The organism is Microcoleus sp. AS-A8 (genome assembly GCA_039962225.1).
Classification (GTDB): domain Bacteria; phylum Cyanobacteriota; class Cyanobacteriia; order Cyanobacteriales; family Coleofasciculaceae; genus Allocoleopsis.
The window spans coordinates 362,537-380,867 of the sequence record JAMPKV010000002.1; the positions used below are offsets into that span (position 1 = coordinate 362,537).

The following is an 18,331-nucleotide window of genomic DNA, read 5'->3' on the forward strand; positions in this document are numbered from 1 at the left end:
TAAAAAATAGTGAACTGATTCTTTATGTAGCGGTACTACTTGTCTCTTTATTGATTGGCTTGGTTCCAACCGCTGTCCAGCTGTATCCGTGTCGGTGATGAACAGCAATATCGACAAAGCCACCTTGCTGCAAGAGGGAGATAACCTCATCACGCCTGTAATACTTTGCATAAGCAGGATTGAGTTGGTCGTAGATGATGAGCTGCTGTTTCTCGGGTGACATTCGCCCGATCACATTGGTTACATATTTATGTAGGGGCAAAGGAAGTATTTTGCACAATTGGATGTAGGCAAATAGAGGAAGATAAAAAATCCAGCTCAAACCTGCCAATAATTGGTGAGGCAGTAAACTCGTAATTTTCCGCAGGGGTTTAACAAAGAAAAGGTACAGTTCGTTTCCCTCTTGGCCATAAACCCAAATCGCAATTTTCCCCCCCGGCTTTAAAGCTGAGTAAGCCGCTTTGACAACTGGTACAGGTTCAGGAATGTGGTGTAAAACCCCTACAGAAAAGACATAATCAAAGTCTTCTGTAGCAGGTAGGCGATCGCCTGTTACATTTAAACAGGTTACTTTGTCAGGAATGTTACTAACATTTTTCAACAAAACCGCGAAGGCATCTGAGGCAGGCTCGATCGCTAAAACCTTTGATACCCCATGTTCTACGAGCATTTGAACGATTCGACCCGTACCACTTCCGATATCTACCACGCGTTTCTCTCTTATTTCGCCGGGAGTAACTAAGGGAGAAAAACAGTCAGTAAATAGTTCAGATGACCCGTAGTATCCTTGGTTATCTTGATAAGTTTTCCACTGCTTACCGAAATCATCAATCGTTTTTTGAGAAATTTGATCGGTCATAATATCCCTATTTACTACCTAAGTCTAATGATTGAATGACATTAATTTCATTGCAATTTAAGTGCCTTTGTCTGGCTTGTCCAACAGTGCCAATATAGAAACGCCGAAAGGAGGTGATAAGGTTGGAGATGACATAACGTCAAATGTAAAAATAACCTTGAATAAATTATTTAAAAAATCGTTATTAATTGAATTTTCATTTTTTACTCCCAGTTTTAATAACTTAATAACACTCCTAGCCGCCAGAATAGGCAAGAACAAAATATAATTAAAATAAAATATATTTAGGCAATTAAATCCAACATTTTTGGCTTTTCCTAAAAGTTCTTTCTTTAAATACCTTCTTTTGTGGTGAGAAACCTCATCTTGGGTTCCCCAAAGAATTTTGAAGGCAGGAACTGTTACAATTGCTCGGCCCTCAGAAGCAAGAACGCGGCGAATTTCTGATAGCGCGGCTAAATCATTATCGATATGCTCGATTACATCAGTAGCAAGGACGAGTTGAAACGTACCATCCGGAAAAGGTAAATTGCCAATATCCCCCAAAGTTACATTCTTAAAACCTTTTTCATGGCAATAATGGATGGCTTCAATACTACTGTCAATACCTTTAACAGCAGTGTAACCCAACTCACGCAGCACAGATAGGTTAGAGCCAGTGCCAGTACCAACGTCCAGAATGGAAGCATCTTTGGGAAGCGCTAATTGCTTGAGAAGCTTTGATAGCAGGTGACGCCGTCCAACAAACCACCAGTGGTAGGCGGCTACCTTAGCTTCGATCGCATAAGTCTCGAATTCCATAATCTACCTCCTACAGGAAACTCGTCTGTGTTTTGAAGCGTCAATAGCTTAGCAGCGAATAGGCATGATTCGCTAACCTTAGCTGTGCATCTAGGGTTGCTCCCAGTTTGGCTAATTGCATAGTGGTCTATCCTTTCTGCCATTGCTTCAATGAGTTGGCGGTTCAAGCAACTCAGATCGATGCTACTATCTCAAGGATTTACAAGTAGGTTTCACAATGTGCGGGATTGTTGGCGCACTGACGTTTAAACATAGCACCTTCACCGTTACTGAGCCATACCTGACTCGGATGCGGGATACCATGTTCCACCGGGGGCCAGATGGTGCCGGGATTTGGATTGCTCAAAACGGGCAAGTAGGACTAGGTCATCGTCGTCTATCAATTATCGACCTATCCCAAGCGGCTGCCCAGCCTATGTGCAATGAGGATGGCACTCTCTGGGTTACTTTCAACGGTGAAATCTACAATCATGCCGAGATTCGCACTGAGTTAGAACAAATCGGCGGACATCGCTGGAAAACTGACCACTCAGATACTGAGGTGATTCTCCATGCGTTTGAGCAATGGGGGATTGACTGTTTGCACAAATTCCGGGGGATGTTCGCGATCGCACTGTGGGATACTCAATCACGGGAATTATGGTTGATTCGCGATCGCATCGGTATCAAACCCCTCTATTACAGCATCCATAACGGTCGCATCACCTTTGCCTCAGAAATCAAAGCTCTTTTGCAAGACCCCGACCAAAAACGTGCCGTTTGCGAAGAAGCCTTTTACCACTACCTCTCCTTCCTCACCACACCCGCGCCCCAAACCCTTTTTGAGGGTATCAAAAAATTACCGGGTGGTTGTTGGCTACGAGTCACAGAAGATGGACAAATCCGTGAACATCGCTACTGGGACGTCTGGGACTACACCACACCATTGGTAGGTGTTTCTGAAGACGAAATTGCCTCCCGAATTCTCGCCGAACTACGAACAGCCGTGAAACTGCGTAAAGTCAGCGACGTTCCCGTAGGAGTCTTTCTCTCTGGTGGCATCGACTCCAGCACGAATGCCGCCTTATTTTCCGAAGGCGAAGGGGGAAACGTCAAAACCTTTACTATTGGTTACAAGGGCGAGTATCAGACCTACCAAAATGAGTTACATTACGCCCAGACAATGGCCAAGGAAGTTGGAGCAGAATACCACGAGTGTCTGCTCACCATCGATGACTTAATCGACTTTCTTCCCCAAATGGTACACCTCCAGGATGAACCCATTGCCGACCCTGTTTGTGTACCGGTTTACTACGTCTCCAAGCTGGCAAGAGATAATGGCGTCATTGTCTGCCAAGTCGGAGAGGGAGCGGATGAATTATTCTGGGGTTACCCCAGTTGGAAAATTCTCCTTCAGCTTCAACGCTACAATGCCCTGCCATTGCCCCAAATCTTCAAAAAACTCGGTCTTTTGGGTCTTCAGCTTGCAGGGAAAAGTCAAACACTTTACTACGAACTCCTGCGTCGGGGAGCTACAAATCAGCCTGTATTCTGGAGTGGAGCAGAAGCGTTTACTGAAGCTCAAAAGCAAGCTATCCTATCGCCCCGCTTGCGCCAAAAATTTGCTCACCTCACCTCTTGGGAGATACTAAAACCGATTTACCAGCGTTTTGAAACCAAAGCATGGGAAAAATCGCACCTGAATTGGATGACTTATGTCGATCTCAACCTGCGCCTTCCCGAACTTTTACTAATGCGAGTTGACAAAATGAGCATGGGAGTCAGCTTAGAAGGGCGAGTTCCTTTCCTCGACCACAAAGTTGTCGAGCTAGCGATGAGCATTCCAGAAGCCATCAAAACTAAAAACGACACATTAAAGTACATTCTTAAAAAATCAGTGCGTGGCTTAATTCCAGATGAGCTCATTGACCGCAAAAAACAAGGGTTTGGAGTTCCTGTGTATGAATGGTTCTTCGATAAGTTGGGTGAACAGGCGCGTCAAGAACTGAACGACTTTTGCTCTCAGACCGATTTTTTAGATAAAGTCGAGGTAAATCGCTTGATTGCTCAGAACCGAGGAGCCCAATTCTGGTACTTGCTGAATTTCGCTCTGTGGTGGAAGCAATACATCAGATGAGACCGAGGGAGAGTCAGATTGAAATTTTGCTTCCTTGAGAAAGTAATTAGTCTATACAGATTTTAACTTTGCACCTATAAATTGCTGATAGCTTATAATAATTTTAGCGAGTGCATTTGATTAAATATTAATTTTTAGTACCTGCTGTTGATCGTGTATTATTCGTTCTTTCCTCAGTAAATGCCTTATATCTAAGTCTGCTTTTTCACTTAGGGAAACGAATCTTGCTGCTGTATCAGCTCATAGTAGGAGCGATCGCCACGGGATGCATCTCAAATTTGCAAAAATTCACTTGTAGCGACCGGAAAGATCATTAGTTCTCTTCAAGTGGACAAGATTTGCGTATTACAACCTGACATACAGGGGATGCTCTTATCGTAAAGCTTTTGACGGGAATATCAATAACCTAGACATCTACTATACAGATAAAAACATCCGGATAGCTACCGCCTAGCTGAGTAAATAAAACAACTATCCTTGAACAGAAGCCAATTCTGAGCTACTGGGATAATTGGCTGTCACTTGTTATAAAACAAATATATTTCCTTGCAGAAAATAATCTATTTTAAACGTCTTTCGATCTGTTTTGGGTTTTTATTTAGTCGTTCATTCATAGCCCATACAGCCTTCTTTCATCCTCAGAATGAGCTGCAAAAACTTTATAGTTAAAATGAGAGTTTAGCTAATTTAGCCACTAACGCAGAAGCGTATTACACCCAATCAATTTATTCTAATCTAAGAGCTGCGGTATTAGAAACTGTTCCGGAGATGAAGCAGGCAAAGACAGACTGGGAGGGTGCCATTATCCTCCGAGACCACGTCTACTCACGGAATAAAATATTTCTCCCGATCGCAGAAGTACCTGTTCCATTAACGGTTGAAAAGTACAAAGCGATCGTTTCCGGTCAATCTCCTCAGATATGTACAGGAATGTCCTTAGCTTACATTGGTTTGCTTCAGGCGTTTGATATTCCAGCACGTTTAGTTAGCCTTGCCAATAACGAAGCCGTTAACCGCACCCAGTCTCCAAAAAATTCTGCGGCAAAAATTCCAGACACGCATTCGACCGTTGAGGTATTTTTAGACAAGCGCTGGGTATTGCAAGACCCATCCTTTAACACTCAATGGGAATTGGATGGTAAACCACTGGGGGCTTTGGAGTTACGTCAGGCTTACTTATCCAAGAAAAACCCAATTTCTACAACTAACGGTCGCCCAGTTTTGCCCCGTCGTTCGCTTCAAGAGTTTTACATTCCCTACCAAGATGTACTGGCTTATGTGGAGATTAGTGAAATTGAGATATTAAATCCCAAAAATGCCGGTAGCTTTAAAGTTGTTGTGACAATGCCACCCGGCCCGACATGGCGTCATGCCGTCCAATCATCACCCTTAGCACCCTCTTTAAACAATGAGAAAGAAACTAGAGTGCGTGATTGGGATTTGAGCGAGCATTTACCGATGGGTTGGGAGACTTTACCCAATGCGAAGGTATGGAATAATTCCCAGGAAAAGGGCATTGGGGTAAAAACAGATGCATCCAATAGTGGTTACCAACTCTGGTCAGTCCCCGAATCTTTACCGGGGGGTGACTACCAAGTTAGAGTAAAAGGTGACGTACTCGATGGCGGCTTGTATATTGGTGTATTGGATACAACAACCCAGCAGTTTATTAGTACAGCTTACTACTGGTCAGGCCAGCGCAATTGCCCAAGGAATGCCGACAAAGACGATTGCTTTAAAAAATCAGATATGATGGCTAAGTTCAGCCTCAAGGAAACAAAGCCAATAAAAATTATTTTGGCAAATTGGTCGTATGAAATGCAGTCTTCTACCTGGAACGTGAAGAACGTTGCGATCGCCAAAAATCAAACTGTTAGTTCAAAGCCATGATGGATGGAATAGAAGGCTGGTCATGAGTCGCGACTGGATCGGGATGTTGAAGCGTGGCTTACAAAAGCCCCCAAAGGTTATCGCGCAGCGTCTATACAGCGAGTTAACGGCTGAAGCTGACCGATTTCTCTCACCAATTCGTGCTAAACGTTTTAATGGGCGGCTACTGCTTAAGGCTACTGAAGAGGACAACCTGGATGCCTATTGGCACTATTTGAGCCAGCGTCCATTTGTTGCTCATACATCTTTCTTGAACGCGGCGGACTATGAGCAGTTGTGTCCTGGCGATTACGATCGCATTCTCAACGCCGCTCATTGTGCGTTATTACATCAGGTTGATTTACTGGGTTCTGGGCTGATTGCACTCGGCAGCAAGATTGATTGGCATAAAGACTATAAAACCGATATATCTTGGTCATCGGCTTATATCCGTAGTATTGAATACGCTAATCTAGACCGCCCCAGCGATGTGAAAATTCCTTGGGAAATTTCGCGTTTACAGTGGCTCATACCAGTGGGACAAGCATACCTCCTAACAGGAGATGAGCGCTATGCGGTTGCGGTTCGAGAGGTATTAGAGGATTGGATCACGAGCAATCCCTATGCCCATAGTGTGAATTGGGTTTGCACGATGGAAGTGGCGCTGCGTATCCTGAGTTGGACGTGGTTTTTTCATGTCTTTCATCACAGCAATGCGTGGGCTGATACTGGATTTCGCGATCGCTTTTTACGTACTCTGTTTCTACATGGAGAATTTACCGAGCGTCATCTGGAACGTTCGGACATTAATGGGAATCATTACACTGCCGATGCCGCAGGTTTAGTGTTTGCGGGTTTATTTTTTGGTAAGGGTGCTGCCCCAGAGCGTTGGCAAAAGCTGGGTTGGGATATTTTAAGTGAAGAACTCCCCCGCCAGGTTTTCCCCGATGGTGTTGATTTTGAAGCATCCGTGCCCTATCACCGCTTGGTACTGGAGTTATTTCTGCTTCCGGCACTGTATCGGGAAGCCTGTGGTTTAGAGGTCAACAGTGCCTATAAAGAACGAGTGATAGCGATGGCACACTTCACTGAGGCTTATTCTCGACCCGGTGAGAGCGTTCCTTTGTGGGGTGATGCAGATGATGCTAGAGCGTTGCCGTTTGGCGGACAGCCGATTAACGACCATCGATATTTGCTCGGTTTAGTTGGGCTGGCGTGGACTGTTCCCGAATTGTGCCAAGGCTTTGCAGGCTCTTGTAGTGAGATTTTTTGGCTGTTGGGGTCTACTGCTGCTGCTTCGCTCACCCATGTTGAAAAACCATTAGCGCCTCGCTCAATCGCCTTTCCCGATGGCGGTTTTTACGTGATGCGGAACGGATGCGATCGCCCAAAGGGCACCGACAAAGGCGATCGCATCTTTATTGATTGTGGCCCATTAGGGTTGGCAGGGCGAGGCGGGCATGGTCACAATGACTGCTTGGCGTTTGATGCGGTTTTAAACGGCGTGCACCTGATTTCCGATTGTGGCGCTTACCTCTATACGGCGTCTTACCTAGAGCGCAACAATTTTCGCTCAACCGCTTATCACAACACGCCACAGGTGGATGGCGAGGAAATTAATCGTTTTATTCGTCCCGATTATCTGTGGAATCTCCAGAATGATGCCCTACCGGAAGTCCGACGCTGGGAAACCGATGTTCAACAAGACATTTTTTGTGGCTCCCATAGCGGTTATCAACGATTAGCCCAACCTGTAAGACCCGTGCGGACTATTATCTTAAACCACATCCTCCATGCTTTAGTTGTACAAGATGCGTTTGAAGGAACGGGGGAGCATCGAATCGATATCCCCTTACACTTAGCTCCTGAGGTGGTGGTGCAGGAAGTGGCAACTGGGCAGCTAAGGTTGCGAGTGTGCGACCAAGACTTTATTCTGGTTTGGGGTAAGGCTGAGGACTGGCAACTAGAAGTGGGCATGGGTCGTATCTCCCCCAGCTACGGTGTTGTAAAATCAGCGCCGCGTTTGGCTTGGCGGCGCAACGGTTCCTTAGAAACTTCGTTGATAATCGGCTTGATACCAGCAGATAACCTGCCCTCAAATTCAATTGAGTGGGTCTACAACCTGCTTGACAAAAATGGAATTAAATGCACATAAGTTAGAAATCCAAAAACAGTGGGACAAAGACCCCTGCGGGGCGAGTACAGCGACCGATAAAATTCCGGAAACCTTGGAATTCTATCAAGCGGTGCGAGAGCATCGCTACAAAGTGTATGCACCTTGGTTTGACTCAGTGGTGCATTTTGAGGAATGGCGGGACAAGGATATTTTAGAAATTGGTGTGGGGTTGGGTAGCGACCACTTCCGCTTTGCTCAAGGTGGCAACCGCATGACAGCATTAGATTTAAGTCAGGAACACTTGAGGCAAACAACCCGACATCTGAAACTAGAAGGGCTGAGTACTACTCCAATTTATGGTGATGCTGAGCAGATGCCCTTCGAGGACGAGAGTTTTGATCTAGTCTATGCGTTTGGGGTACTTCATCATACGCCGAATACAGAGGCGGCTATTCGGGAAATCTACCGGGTGTTACGACCTGAAGGGACTGCAATCATTGGGCTGTATCATCGGTATTCTTATTTTATGTTGTGGGTACTGATATGGAAAGGCTTAATCTTGGGTGGGTTATGGCGCAAGGGATGGCGGCAACTTTTGTCAGAAATCGAATATCGCCGTGATTTGGATTCGGCGATGCCTTTGGTCAAGGTTTACAGTCGCAGGCAGGCGAAAACATTATTCTCTCAATTTTCTAGGGTAGAAGTTACAAGGTGTCATGTAAGCCTGGGACGTTTTCAGGATTTGTCGCCAGTGCCTCGTTCTGTAATAGAGCGTATTTTGGGTTGGTGTGGTTGGTATCTAATGATTAAAGCTGATAAAAAATTCTCCTGAAAGGAAAAGATTTAAAACCACCAATAAACACGATAGTGCCACAGATGTAATACCCTTCCACTTTTACTAGGCTACACATTGACCTCCTCACTAAAGCTCCGGCTAACCCCCTTTATCAAGGGAAGACAAGCGAAAAATTTGAGATGAAAAAGCTAGATTATGCCTTGATAGTTTATCCATTGTCCCAAGATTTTCGGAATCATTTTGAAAAGTCAGTTGGCTCTACACCGACGTATCTTAATCTACCTGAACTTCGTCGCTTGCCCTTGCCTGAATTAATTCGTACCCTTCGTTCTTTGAATGCAAACTATCTTTTTCTACCGATTGAGGATGTTAACAGTCGGGTCATTCTTCCTATTTTGGAAGCGATCGCAGCGGTTTCAGATGCCCGCAGGATCGAGGTGGTTCATCCTGACTTAAAACGCGATCGCATATCTCGTGGCAAAGCGAGTCTCTCGATGCTGGCACTGGCTGGTGCCTCGGTGGCAACCCAAGTAGCGATGCTTGAGTGTAAGCGTGAATTGGCACAGCTGGTTAAGCAAGCGCGTATCTGTGTATCCCCTCACCCTGTTCAACATTTACTGTATTTAAATGCCAATCTCTGGTTTGGTGTGAAGGCTGGAGGTTCGGTTGGGCATATTGCAGGTGTGGTTAACGCCCTGATGGAACAAAATTATACGGTTGATTTTGCTTCAGTGGGGGAGGGTGTGATGCTCAATCCAGGGGTTAACCTTCAGTTACTTCAACCCCCGAAAGCTTTTAGTATGCCCGCTGAACTCAACTACTACCGCTTTCAGCGTATGGTAGTAGAGCAACTTCGCCGCTTTGCCTCTCAAAAACACTATTCGTTTATTTACCAAAGATTGTCCATCGCCAACTATGCCGGGGTGGTGCTGTCGCGTGAAATGAAACTACCTTTAGTTCTGGAATACAACGGTTCTGAAGCTTGGGTGGCGAAAAACTGGGGACGACCTTTAAAGTATCATGACCTTGCGGTTCTGGTTGAGGAAGTCTGCCTCAAGCACGCTCATTTGATAGTTACGGTTTCCGACGTATTGCGCGATGAGTTAATCCAAAGAGGGGTTGAGCGCGATCGCATTGTCTTCTACCCTAACTGTATCGATCCCAACGTTTTCGATCCGGGGCGTTTCAGCCAGGAGGACTGCGATCGATTGCGTCAGGATTATGGGATTGCCAAGGATGCGATAGTCGCCACTTTTATTGGAACATTTGGGCAGTGGCATGGTGTAGAGGTATTAGCTGCCGCTATTCGCCAAATGATTGACAATAATTCAGAGTGGTTGCGAGAACGAAAACTGCATTTTTTACTCATCGGCGATGGGTTAAAAATGCCTAAGGTACGAGAAATACTGACTGGAGAAACTTATGCACCGTTTGTCACTCTCACAGGTTTAGTGAAACAAGAAGAAGCCCCCGCTTATTTAGCGGCATCCGATATTCTCTTATCTCCCCATTTACCCAATGGTGATGGCAGTCGTTTCTTTGGTTCACCGACGAAATTGTTTGAATATATGGTAATGGGGAAAGCTATTTTAGCGTCAGAGTTGGAACAAATTGGTCAAGTTTTGCAAAATAGTCTTCGTGTCGGTCACTTACCTTTTAATGCGCCGAACGGAGATGAAACAGAATTAGCTGTCTTAGCACCACCTGGAGATAGACAAGCTTTAATTGATGGCATTCTTTTTCTGGTTGAAAATGCCGAATGGAGGGTTTCGCTAGGTCAAAATGCTAGAGCTGAAGCACTATCTCATTATACCTGGAGTCATCATGTCAAAACAATTATTGAAGGCTTAAACAACCAATTTCAAGAAACTATAAAAAATGCCAATCATTAATTCAGATAAAAAAGCTGTCCACGAATTTTGGGAAGCAGCGGCTTGTGGTGAAAATCTGTATTTGAAATCCCAGGATAAAGATGATTATCACCAGCAAATTAAACAGCGATATGAACTAGAACCTTTTATCTTAAAGTTTGCTGAATTTGACCGATACAAAGGCAAAGATGTTTTGGAAATAGGGATAGGCTTAGGGGCTGACCATCAAAAGTTGGCTGAAGCGGGTGCCATTCTCTACGGAATTGATTTGACTCAACGGGCGATCGCACATACTCGTCGCAGGTTTGACCTACTGGGGTTGACATCAACATTACAGGTAGCCGATGCAGAGAACCTACCTTTTGAGGATGGAATGTTTGATTTAGTTTATTCCTGGGGCGTCCTGCATCACACGCCTGATACAGTCAAAGCTATAGATGAAGTGCTTAGAGTTTTAAAACCTGGAGGGGTGGCAAAACTCATGATTTACCATAAATACAGTTTTGTGGGTTACATGCTGTGGCTTAGATATGCGCTTTTGGGGTTCAAGCCCTTGACCTCTTTGAACGAAATTTATGGAAAATATTTAGAGAGTCCGGGAACGAAAGCTTATTCTGTGAGTGAAGCTCATCAACTGCTGAGCAAGTTTCAGTCGGTGGAGATTCAAACAATTCTTACTCACGGTGACCTTTTGACCTCATCAGCAGGTCAACGTCATCAGGGTTGGATGCTCACGGTGGCGCGATCGCTATGGCCAAGGTGGATCATCCGCACTTTTTTTCCCAATCAGGGGCTGTTTATGCTAATTAAAGCGACAAAGTAAGGTTGTGAAACAGATTCTTCAGTCACTTAGCACGGGTAGTACCGAGGTTGTAGATGTTCCCTGTCCGAAGGTGAAATTCGGTCATCTACTCATCGGTACCCGAACTAGCTTAGTCTCGGCGGGAACCGAACGGATGCTGGTGGAATTCGGCAAAGCGAATCTCCTCGATAAAGCCCGCCAACAACCGGAAAAAGTCCGTATGGTGTTGGACAAAATTAAGACGGACGGACTCATCCCGACACTGGAAGCGGTTCAAAGCAAACTTGACCAACCGTTGGCAATGGGTTACTCCAATGCTGGAGTGGTGTTAGAGGTTGGGGCGGGAGTAGAAGGGTTTAGAATTGGCGATCGCATTGTCTCTAACGGGTATCACGCCGAAGTTGTCTGCGTGCCGAAAAACCTCTGTGCCAAGATTCCTGATACCGTAAGTGATGAAGCCGCCGCCTTTACCGTCCTGGGTGCGATCGCTCTTCAAGGCATCCGTCTCGCCCAACCTAGTTTAGGCGAAGCGTTCGTCGTTACCGGACTTGGTTTAATAGGTTTAATAACCGTCCAATTACTACGTGCCCAAGGTTGCCGCGTTTTAGGGATAGACTTCGATCGCCACAAGCTTAACCTAGCTGAACAATTTGGGGCGGAAACCGTAGATCTTTCCTGTGGGGAAGATGCGGTTGCTGCTGCGATCGCATTTTCTCGTGGACGAGGGGTAGATGGTGTCTTGATTACCGCCTCTACCCAAAGTAACGAACCCATTCACCAAGCCGCCCAAATGTGCCGCAAACGGGGTCGGATTGTTTTAGTGGGTGTTGTGGGTTTAGAACTTTCCAGGGCAGATTTTTACGAAAAAGAACTCTCCTTTCAAGTTTCCTGTTCTTATGGCCCAGGTCGCTACGATCCAGCTTACGAGGAAAGCGGACAAGACTACCCCCTCGGCTTTGTTCGTTGGACAGAACAACGGAACTTTGAAGCCGTTCTTGATCTGCTGGCTGCTGGCAAATTAGACATAGCGCCTCTTATCTCTCATCGCTTTCCCCTCGACCAAGCACCTGCCGCGTACCAACTCTTAGGTAGCAATGAACCTTCTCTCGGCATCCTGCTGCAATATCCGGATTTTGAGTACCAATTAGCTGATAACCTGCTGAACCCAAGCATTCAGCTTGGAACTGTAGAAGGAAACGAACAAAAGTTTCGACCTATCCTCCCCCCTTACCAAGGGGGGATAGAGGGGGGTCAAGGGGGAGAGAAAAGACAAAATCAAGCCGTCCTGGGCTGCATTGGTGCAGGGAATTACGCCAGCCGAGTTTTAATCCCAGCCTTTAAAACCACCGGAGTTCCGATTAAAGCTGTTGCTACCAGTGGGGGGACGAGTGGCGTTTATGTCGGTCGCAAATTTGGCATTCAGCAGGCAACAACGGATACAGCCAGTTTATTCACTGACTCCGAAATCAACACTTTAGTGATTGCCACTCGCCACGACACTCACGCGAAGTTCGTCTGCCAAGCACTCAACGCTGGGAAACATGTTTTTGTCGAAAAACCCTTGGCGATTACCTGTGAGCAACTTAATGAAATCAAGTCAACCTATACCTCTATCTCGAATTCTGGTACCGCCCCTGTGCTGATGGTCGGTTTTAATCGTCGCTTTGCCCCCCAAATTCAGCAAATCAAAACCCTTCTTACCCCTTTCAAAGAACCCAAGGCAATGATCATGACGGTTAATGCCGGGGTAATTCCAGCCGAACACTGGACACAGGACATCGCGATTGGGGGTGGGCGAATTATTGGGGAAGCGTGTCACTTTATCGACTTGCTGAGATTTCTCGCAGATTCTCCAATTGTGTCGGTTCAAACCACAAGTTTGAGGAAATACCCTCCCCAATCTCCCTTACCTAAAGGAGGGCAAGAAGCGATCGCAATTCGCGAGGATAAAGTCAGTTTTACCCTCACTTTTGCCGATGGTTCCTTTGGCAGCGTTCACTACTTAGCCAACGGACACAAATCCTTTCCTAAAGAGCGATTAGAAGTTTTCTGTGCCGGCAATATCCTTCAGTTGAATAACTTCCGCAAGTTAAGAAGTTACGGCTTCTCTGGATTTAAAACCATGAACTTATGGCGACAGGATAAGGGCAATACTGCCTGTGCCGCCGCTTTTGTCAAGGCTATTCAGTCGGGTGAAGCATCTCCCATTCCGTTTGAGGAGTTAGTTGAGGTGACTCGCGTCAGCTTCGAGATTGCGGAGGCAGCGAGACATTGAATCTAGGCCGCTGGTTTCGTACAATTCGCGATATTCCACCCCGTCAGCTAGCAGCGCGAGTTCAATTTGAAATCCAATCGCGATCGCTTCCTCGCCTGCCCTTCCCCCTGCGCCAATCGCTAGCCGTAGGTAACTCTATCTCAACGCCTCCCTTACGTCAGGGCTATCTCCAAGCGTTAGAACTTCCCGAACCCTTTAACCCTATCCCCTCGCCTCAAGACACTTACACCCTCACCTTTCTCAACCAGCCGCAAGAACTGAAATTTCCCATCACTTGGAATAGTCCAGACTATCCTCGTTTGTGGCAATTTAACCTGCACTATTTCGACTGGGTACGGGAAGTCCTCACCGTAGCTTATCAACAAGGGCAAATTGAGGGTGAAAGCTTAAGTCAGGTCAAGCACCTTATCTGTGACTGGATTAACGCCAATCCCCTGTGTTCCTTTGATGGTTGGCATCCTCATACCACATCTTTGCGTATTGTCAACTGGATATTGGCAACTAGAGCGATTCCTCTTTTAGCTGAACCAGATGTTCTGACTTCATTGTGGTTTCAAGTACAGTATCTGCATCGCCACAAAGAATATTTTGCGGGTGGCAATCATCTATTAGAAAATCTCAGAGCGTTGATTCTTGGGGGTTTGAACTTTAATCATTCCCAAGCTGAAGCGATCGCAAAAATTGCCCTAGATCAACTTTCCCGACAGCTAGCCATCCAAATTCTCCCGGATGGCGGACATTACGAGCGCAGCCCGATGTATCATCTCATCGTCCTTAACCTCGTGGCTGAGTCGGTTGCTTGCCTGCGAAGTGCGGATTGGACGGTACCGGAAAGCATCAGCGAACCCCTGAAACGGATGCTGGACTTTGCCACCAAAATCCGCTTGTCTAATGGTGCTTATCCCTTGTGGAATGATGCCGCCTACAATATCGCTAACCCCTTAGATGAGGTTGTTAGTTGGGTAAGCCAGTTGTTGGGGCAATTTCCAAATCACTCGACTGATGCTTTATGTACTCGCTTGCTGCAAGCGGCAGGTGCCTCACCTATGCCCTTACTTCCCTACCAACCGTTAACAACAAGCAGCCATTGTCCTGATTCCGGCTACTCTATCCTCCGCAATGCCAATGGGTTAGAACTTGCCTTCGACTATGCCCCACCTTGCCCCGATGAATTACCACCTCATGCTCATGCCGACTGTTTAACCGTAGACTTATACTGCAACGGTCAACCCATCATTGTTGATACAGGCACGAGTCAATACGCTGGGGGCGAGATTCGGTCTTACGAGCGCAGTACATTAGCTCATAATACGATCGCGATTGCCAATCAAGACCAATCTGAAGTCTGGGGGAGTTTCCGCGTTGGTCGTAAAGCTCAACCTTTCAATGTGCGATCAGGTAAATCTCACGAATGGCAGTGGGTGAGTGCTGCCCATAACGGCTATGCCAAACCGCCTCTAAATGCGGTGCATCAGCGTTGGGTTGGTTTAGGAAGTCAAGAAATTGTGATTGGCGATCGCCTACAGCACTGCCCAAAGGGCGATCGCCTGGAAACAGCGCTTGCTACTGAATATACCTCTATGCTGCACTTTGCACCTGGTTTAAGTTTGGTTTATGACCCAGATCAGGATGAGTATTGCTGCCAACTGCATGAAAGGCGGTTGTATATTAAGGTGTTCGGTTTAGAGGAAAGCGATCGGGTAACTTGGATGGATGCCGACACTTCTCAATCCTGGTATGCCCCTGAGTTTGGGCGGCGTTACCCGCGTGGATGCCTAAGAATTCAGGGTTTATTGCCCCCTGATGGTAAGACGATTTGTACAGTATTGATGCTTGACTTTAGCCCTAAAGTGACTTGGGAGTGGAGCAATGGCAAAGGAAAAGTTCAATTTGAAAACGGGCTATTCATAGAGCCTAGCTAGGATTTGTAAGGCTCAATTCTCGAAATATAAATAAAATGCTGAATTCTGTCAAATGAACAAAGAGAGAACCATTTTTAGGACTGACTGGATTACTGTGAAGGAAACTGCCAGGGGTTTTCATTACTTGGAAAGAAAAGGCAGAGATTCAGTTGCGGTATTTCTCATGAGAAAAAGTAAATTTAATACAGGAGAGTAGGAAGTTTTAATTAGGCAGCAGCCCCTTTGTATCGATATTCCCGATATTAACGAAGAACATAGACTTTATCCTTGCCCAATTACTGGGGGGATAGATGAAGGGGAGTCGCCAGAGGAAGCAGCAATCAGAGAAGTGTATGAAGAAGCTGGTTTTTCAGTTGGGGTTTTGCCGCTAGGTAAGTATATTGTTGGGACTCAGACTAATGAAATTTGCTATATATACTATGCTGATGTAACACATATAGAGCCGGAAGTTGCACCGCAGGATGGCAGCTATTTTGAATCGATTAGCAAAAATGAATGGCATCCTTTGGATTACTTGAATCAATGTGATTATGCGGCTTGCAAGATTGGGTATTTTAGATTGCAGAATATTCTTTTATAGAAATATCCCTAGCGATTAAAAATCGCGGCTATATAAACTAAGTCCTCCTACCCTTCGGGTTCTCCTTTGGAGTACGCGGACTAATGAAGCAAAGCAGCAACCCCTACGAATGGCACTTTGAGTAGGGCAGCTCAGTCATTTAAGAAGTCGATCGCAAATTTATACTCAAAAAAACTTAATATTTCTACAGCACTCGCCTCGTCGCTCATGGAGGTCAATGTTTGAACCCTCGCGTTTGGATTGTTAACCAATTTGCCAATACTCCGGATGTCCCCGGACACATCCGGCAGTACGAGTTGGGTCAGTTTTTAGTCAAGCAAGGCTGTCAAGTGAATGTCTTCGCCTCAGACTACAACCTGACTCAGCGACAATACTTAAAACTCAAGTTCCCTCAACTATGGCATCTGGAAAACTTTGAAGGGCTGCAATGGAATTGGCTCTATGCCGTTCCCTATCAAGTCAATAATTGGCGACGATATGTGAACATGGTGTCATTCTGCCTAAGCTTGTTTCTCATCGGTCTGCTTAAACCAAAGCCAGACTTGATTATTGGCTCCTCGCCGCAACTTTTAGCCGCCTTTACGGCCTGGATACTCGCCAAACTTCGAGGTGCGACCTTTTATTTTGAGGTTCGCGACCTCTGGCCTCAAGTTCTGATCGAGCTTGGGGGAAAATCACCCAATAGCCTGATAGTGAGGGTTTTGGCTTGGCTCGAAGGATTGCTGTATCGTGAGAGCGATCGCGTAATTGTCCTTGCCTCTGGCTTAGTGGACTACATCAGCAAGCGTGGTGCTGTTGAGGTCATTTGGCTCCCCAATGGGCCTGATGTTGAACAGTTCCAAGTTGAACTCCCCATTGAACGGGCTAAAGCTCAATACCATATCAACCCTGATCGAATTTGCCTGATGTATACCGGAGCTCACGGCACGGCAAATTCCCTCAACACGATTGTTGAAGCATCACGAATCATCGACCAAAGCCATCCTGATCGATTTCAGATTTTGTTAGTGGGTGATGGACCGGATAAAGCCCAGCTTATCGAGCAAGCTACTGGTATTCAATGCCTAGAATTTAGACCCCCTATCCCAAAAGCCGAAATTCCCAAACTCCTCAAGGCGGCTGACGGTCTGATTCTCACGCTTAAAGATATACCTTTATTCCGCTATGGGGTCAGTCCAAACAAGCTTTATGATGCTTATGCGACGGGTAAACCTGTAGTGGTCGCTGTCGGCGGTACCATCAATCAAGAAGTTCAAGTCCATCAAGTCGGCTTCACCGCAGAACCTGAAGATGCCAAGGGATTGGCAGAGGCAATGATTCAACTCGCTCAGACACCTCGTGAGGAACGGGAAGCAATGGGTAAACGAGGGCAGGCTTTGGTCAGTTCAACGTATTCCCGCACCAAAGTGGCAGAAAAACTTTGGGCGTCGATTCAAGAAGACTTATGAGTGCAGATGTATTACTGACTGGGGCAACTGGATTTACGGGAGGTTTTGTCTGTGAGCAACTGCTTGAGCGCGGCATCCCCTTTGATTGCTTGGTTAGACCCTCTTCCCAAACCGAAAAGCTGAAAAACTTAAATCTGAAGGTCGTAGAAGGCGATTTGGACGATTTAGAATCGCTGCGTCGTATCTTCCCCAGCTATAAAGCCTTGATTAACGTCGCCTCAATTGGATTTGGTGCAGCCCCCAATATTGTCACAGCCTGCCAATCATCGGGAATCAAGCGGGCTATTTTTGTGAGTACGACGGCGCTGTTTACGAAAATCAATGCCAAGAGTAAAGTGGTACGTCAAGCGGCAGAGGAGGTGATTCGCGCCAGTGAGTTGGACTACACCATTTTGCGTCCCACCATGATTTACGGTACACCCAGCGATCGCAACATGATTCGATTACTACGTCTGATTCAGCGATCGCCCATTATCCCAGTTCCAGGTTCCGGAACATCATTACAACAACCCGTTCATGTAGAAGATGTGGCTTGGGCAATTTGTGCGGTTCTTGACAATCCCAAAACCTACCGTCGCGAATACAATATTTCCGGTGGTCAAGTATTGAGTTACAACGAGGTTGTTCAAATTGCCAGTCAGGCGCTAGGCAAGAAATCCATACTCTGGAATATACCTGTCAACCAATTTATCGGTCTGATTCAACTGGGGAAATCCCTCGGTTTGAAAATGCCAGTTAGTTCGGAGCAAATCTTGCGATTGAATGAAGACAAAGTATTTGACCATAAAGCCGCTAAAGAAGACTTTAACTATTCGCCCAGAAACTTTGCAGAAGGAATTACTCAAGAAGTAGCGCTGCTGTAAAGCCAAGGCATGA

Annotated in this window: 13 protein-coding genes; 11 read left to right on the plus strand and 2 right to left on the minus strand. The window is 46.1% G+C overall.

Annotated elements, in window-relative coordinates:
- Nucleotides 1–22: 22 nt before the first annotated feature.
- Together NDI48_04625 and NDI48_04630 are read right to left on the minus strand one after the other, a co-directional pair.
- On the minus strand, nucleotides 23–859 hold the full coding sequence (locus NDI48_04625; GenBank protein ID MEP0830491.1) for a class I SAM-dependent methyltransferase: 837 nt from the start codon (nucleotides 857–859) through the stop codon (nucleotides 23–25).
- Between the two features lie 57 nt (nucleotides 860–916).
- Complete coding sequence (locus NDI48_04630; GenBank protein MEP0830492.1) at nucleotides 917–1,660, minus strand: class I SAM-dependent methyltransferase; 744 nt, start codon at nucleotides 1,658–1,660, stop codon at nucleotides 917–919.
- Between the two features lie 217 nt (nucleotides 1,661–1,877).
- On the opposite strand from NDI48_04630, the gene asnB reads away from it, so the two are divergent.
- The 11 genes from asnB to NDI48_04685 all read left to right on the plus strand — a co-directional run bounded on the left by asnB (nucleotide 1,878) and on the right by NDI48_04685 (nucleotide 18,318).
- Nucleotides 1,878–3,776: an asparagine synthase (glutamine-hydrolyzing) gene (gene asnB, locus NDI48_04635; protein ID MEP0830493.1), complete on the plus strand. Its 1,899-nt coding sequence runs from the start codon at nucleotides 1,878–1,880 to the stop codon at nucleotides 3,774–3,776.
- Between the two features lie 768 nt (nucleotides 3,777–4,544).
- Nucleotides 4,545–5,666 carry a transglutaminase domain-containing protein gene (locus NDI48_04640; GenBank protein MEP0830494.1) on the plus strand — a complete coding sequence of 374 codons (1,122 nt, stop codon included), beginning with the start codon at nucleotides 4,545–4,547 and terminating at the stop codon, nucleotides 5,664–5,666.
- A gap of 22 nt (nucleotides 5,667–5,688) precedes the next feature.
- Nucleotides 5,689–7,800 carry a heparinase II/III family protein gene (locus NDI48_04645; GenBank protein ID MEP0830495.1) on the plus strand — a complete coding sequence of 704 codons (2,112 nt, stop codon included), beginning with the start codon at nucleotides 5,689–5,691 and terminating at the stop codon, nucleotides 7,798–7,800.
- Nucleotides 7,781–8,593 (plus strand): class I SAM-dependent methyltransferase, encoded by an 813-nt coding sequence (locus NDI48_04650; protein MEP0830496.1) that lies wholly within the window; start codon nucleotides 7,781–7,783, stop codon nucleotides 8,591–8,593. Before NDI48_04645 ends, NDI48_04650 begins: the two co-directional genes overlap by 20 nt.
- A gap of 143 nt (nucleotides 8,594–8,736) precedes the next feature.
- On the plus strand, nucleotides 8,737–10,449 hold the full coding sequence (locus NDI48_04655; GenBank protein MEP0830497.1) for a glycosyltransferase: 1,713 nt from the start codon (nucleotides 8,737–8,739) through the stop codon (nucleotides 10,447–10,449).
- Nucleotides 10,436–11,251: a class I SAM-dependent methyltransferase gene (locus NDI48_04660; protein ID MEP0830498.1), complete on the plus strand. Its 816-nt coding sequence runs from the start codon at nucleotides 10,436–10,438 to the stop codon at nucleotides 11,249–11,251. The genes NDI48_04655 and NDI48_04660 overlap by 14 nt, the downstream gene beginning before the upstream one ends.
- 4 nt (nucleotides 11,252–11,255) lie before the next feature.
- On the plus strand, nucleotides 11,256–13,505 hold the full coding sequence (locus NDI48_04665) for a bi-domain-containing oxidoreductase (protein ID MEP0830499.1): 2,250 nt from the start codon (nucleotides 11,256–11,258) through the stop codon (nucleotides 13,503–13,505).
- Nucleotides 13,502–15,427, plus strand: coding sequence for a heparinase II/III family protein (locus NDI48_04670; GenBank protein MEP0830500.1), 1,926 nt, complete (start codon nucleotides 13,502–13,504; stop codon nucleotides 15,425–15,427). Before NDI48_04665 ends, NDI48_04670 begins: the two co-directional genes overlap by 4 nt.
- Nucleotides 15,428–15,755: 328 nt before the next feature.
- Nucleotides 15,756–16,007, plus strand: coding sequence for a hypothetical protein (locus NDI48_04675; protein MEP0830501.1), 252 nt, complete (start codon nucleotides 15,756–15,758; stop codon nucleotides 16,005–16,007).
- A gap of 221 nt (nucleotides 16,008–16,228) precedes the next feature.
- Entirely contained in the window at nucleotides 16,229–17,455 is a 1,227-nt protein-coding gene (locus NDI48_04680) for a glycosyltransferase family 4 protein (GenBank protein ID MEP0830502.1), read from the plus strand.
- Nucleotides 17,452–18,318, plus strand: coding sequence for an NAD(P)H-binding protein (locus NDI48_04685; GenBank protein ID MEP0830503.1), 867 nt, complete (start codon nucleotides 17,452–17,454; stop codon nucleotides 18,316–18,318). The genes NDI48_04680 and NDI48_04685 overlap by 4 nt, the downstream gene beginning before the upstream one ends.
- Nucleotides 18,319–18,331: the final 13 nt, after the last annotated feature.

What these genes read in the sequence shown, in the direction of transcription:
- NDI48_04625 (MEP0830491.1), bottom strand. Translation starts at nt 859, where the DNA reads ATGACCGATCAAATTTCTCAAAAAACGATTGATGATTTCGGTAAGCAG.
- NDI48_04630 (MEP0830492.1), bottom strand. Translation starts at nt 1,660, where the DNA reads ATGGAATTCGAGACTTATGCGATCGAAGCTAAGGTAGCCGCCTACCAC.
- asnB (MEP0830493.1), top strand. Translation starts at nt 1,878, where the DNA reads ATGTGCGGGATTGTTGGCGCACTGACGTTTAAACATAGCACCTTCACC.
- NDI48_04640 (MEP0830494.1), top strand. Translation starts at nt 4,545, where the DNA reads ATGAAGCAGGCAAAGACAGACTGGGAGGGTGCCATTATCCTCCGAGAC.
- NDI48_04645 (MEP0830495.1), top strand. Translation starts at nt 5,689, where the DNA reads ATGAGTCGCGACTGGATCGGGATGTTGAAGCGTGGCTTACAAAAGCCC.
- NDI48_04650 (MEP0830496.1), top strand. Translation starts at nt 7,781, where the DNA reads ATGGAATTAAATGCACATAAGTTAGAAATCCAAAAACAGTGGGACAAA.
- NDI48_04655 (MEP0830497.1), top strand. Translation starts at nt 8,737, where the DNA reads ATGAAAAAGCTAGATTATGCCTTGATAGTTTATCCATTGTCCCAAGAT.
- NDI48_04660 (MEP0830498.1), top strand. Translation starts at nt 10,436, where the DNA reads ATGCCAATCATTAATTCAGATAAAAAAGCTGTCCACGAATTTTGGGAA.
- NDI48_04685 (MEP0830503.1), top strand. Translation starts at nt 17,452, where the DNA reads ATGAGTGCAGATGTATTACTGACTGGGGCAACTGGATTTACGGGAGGT.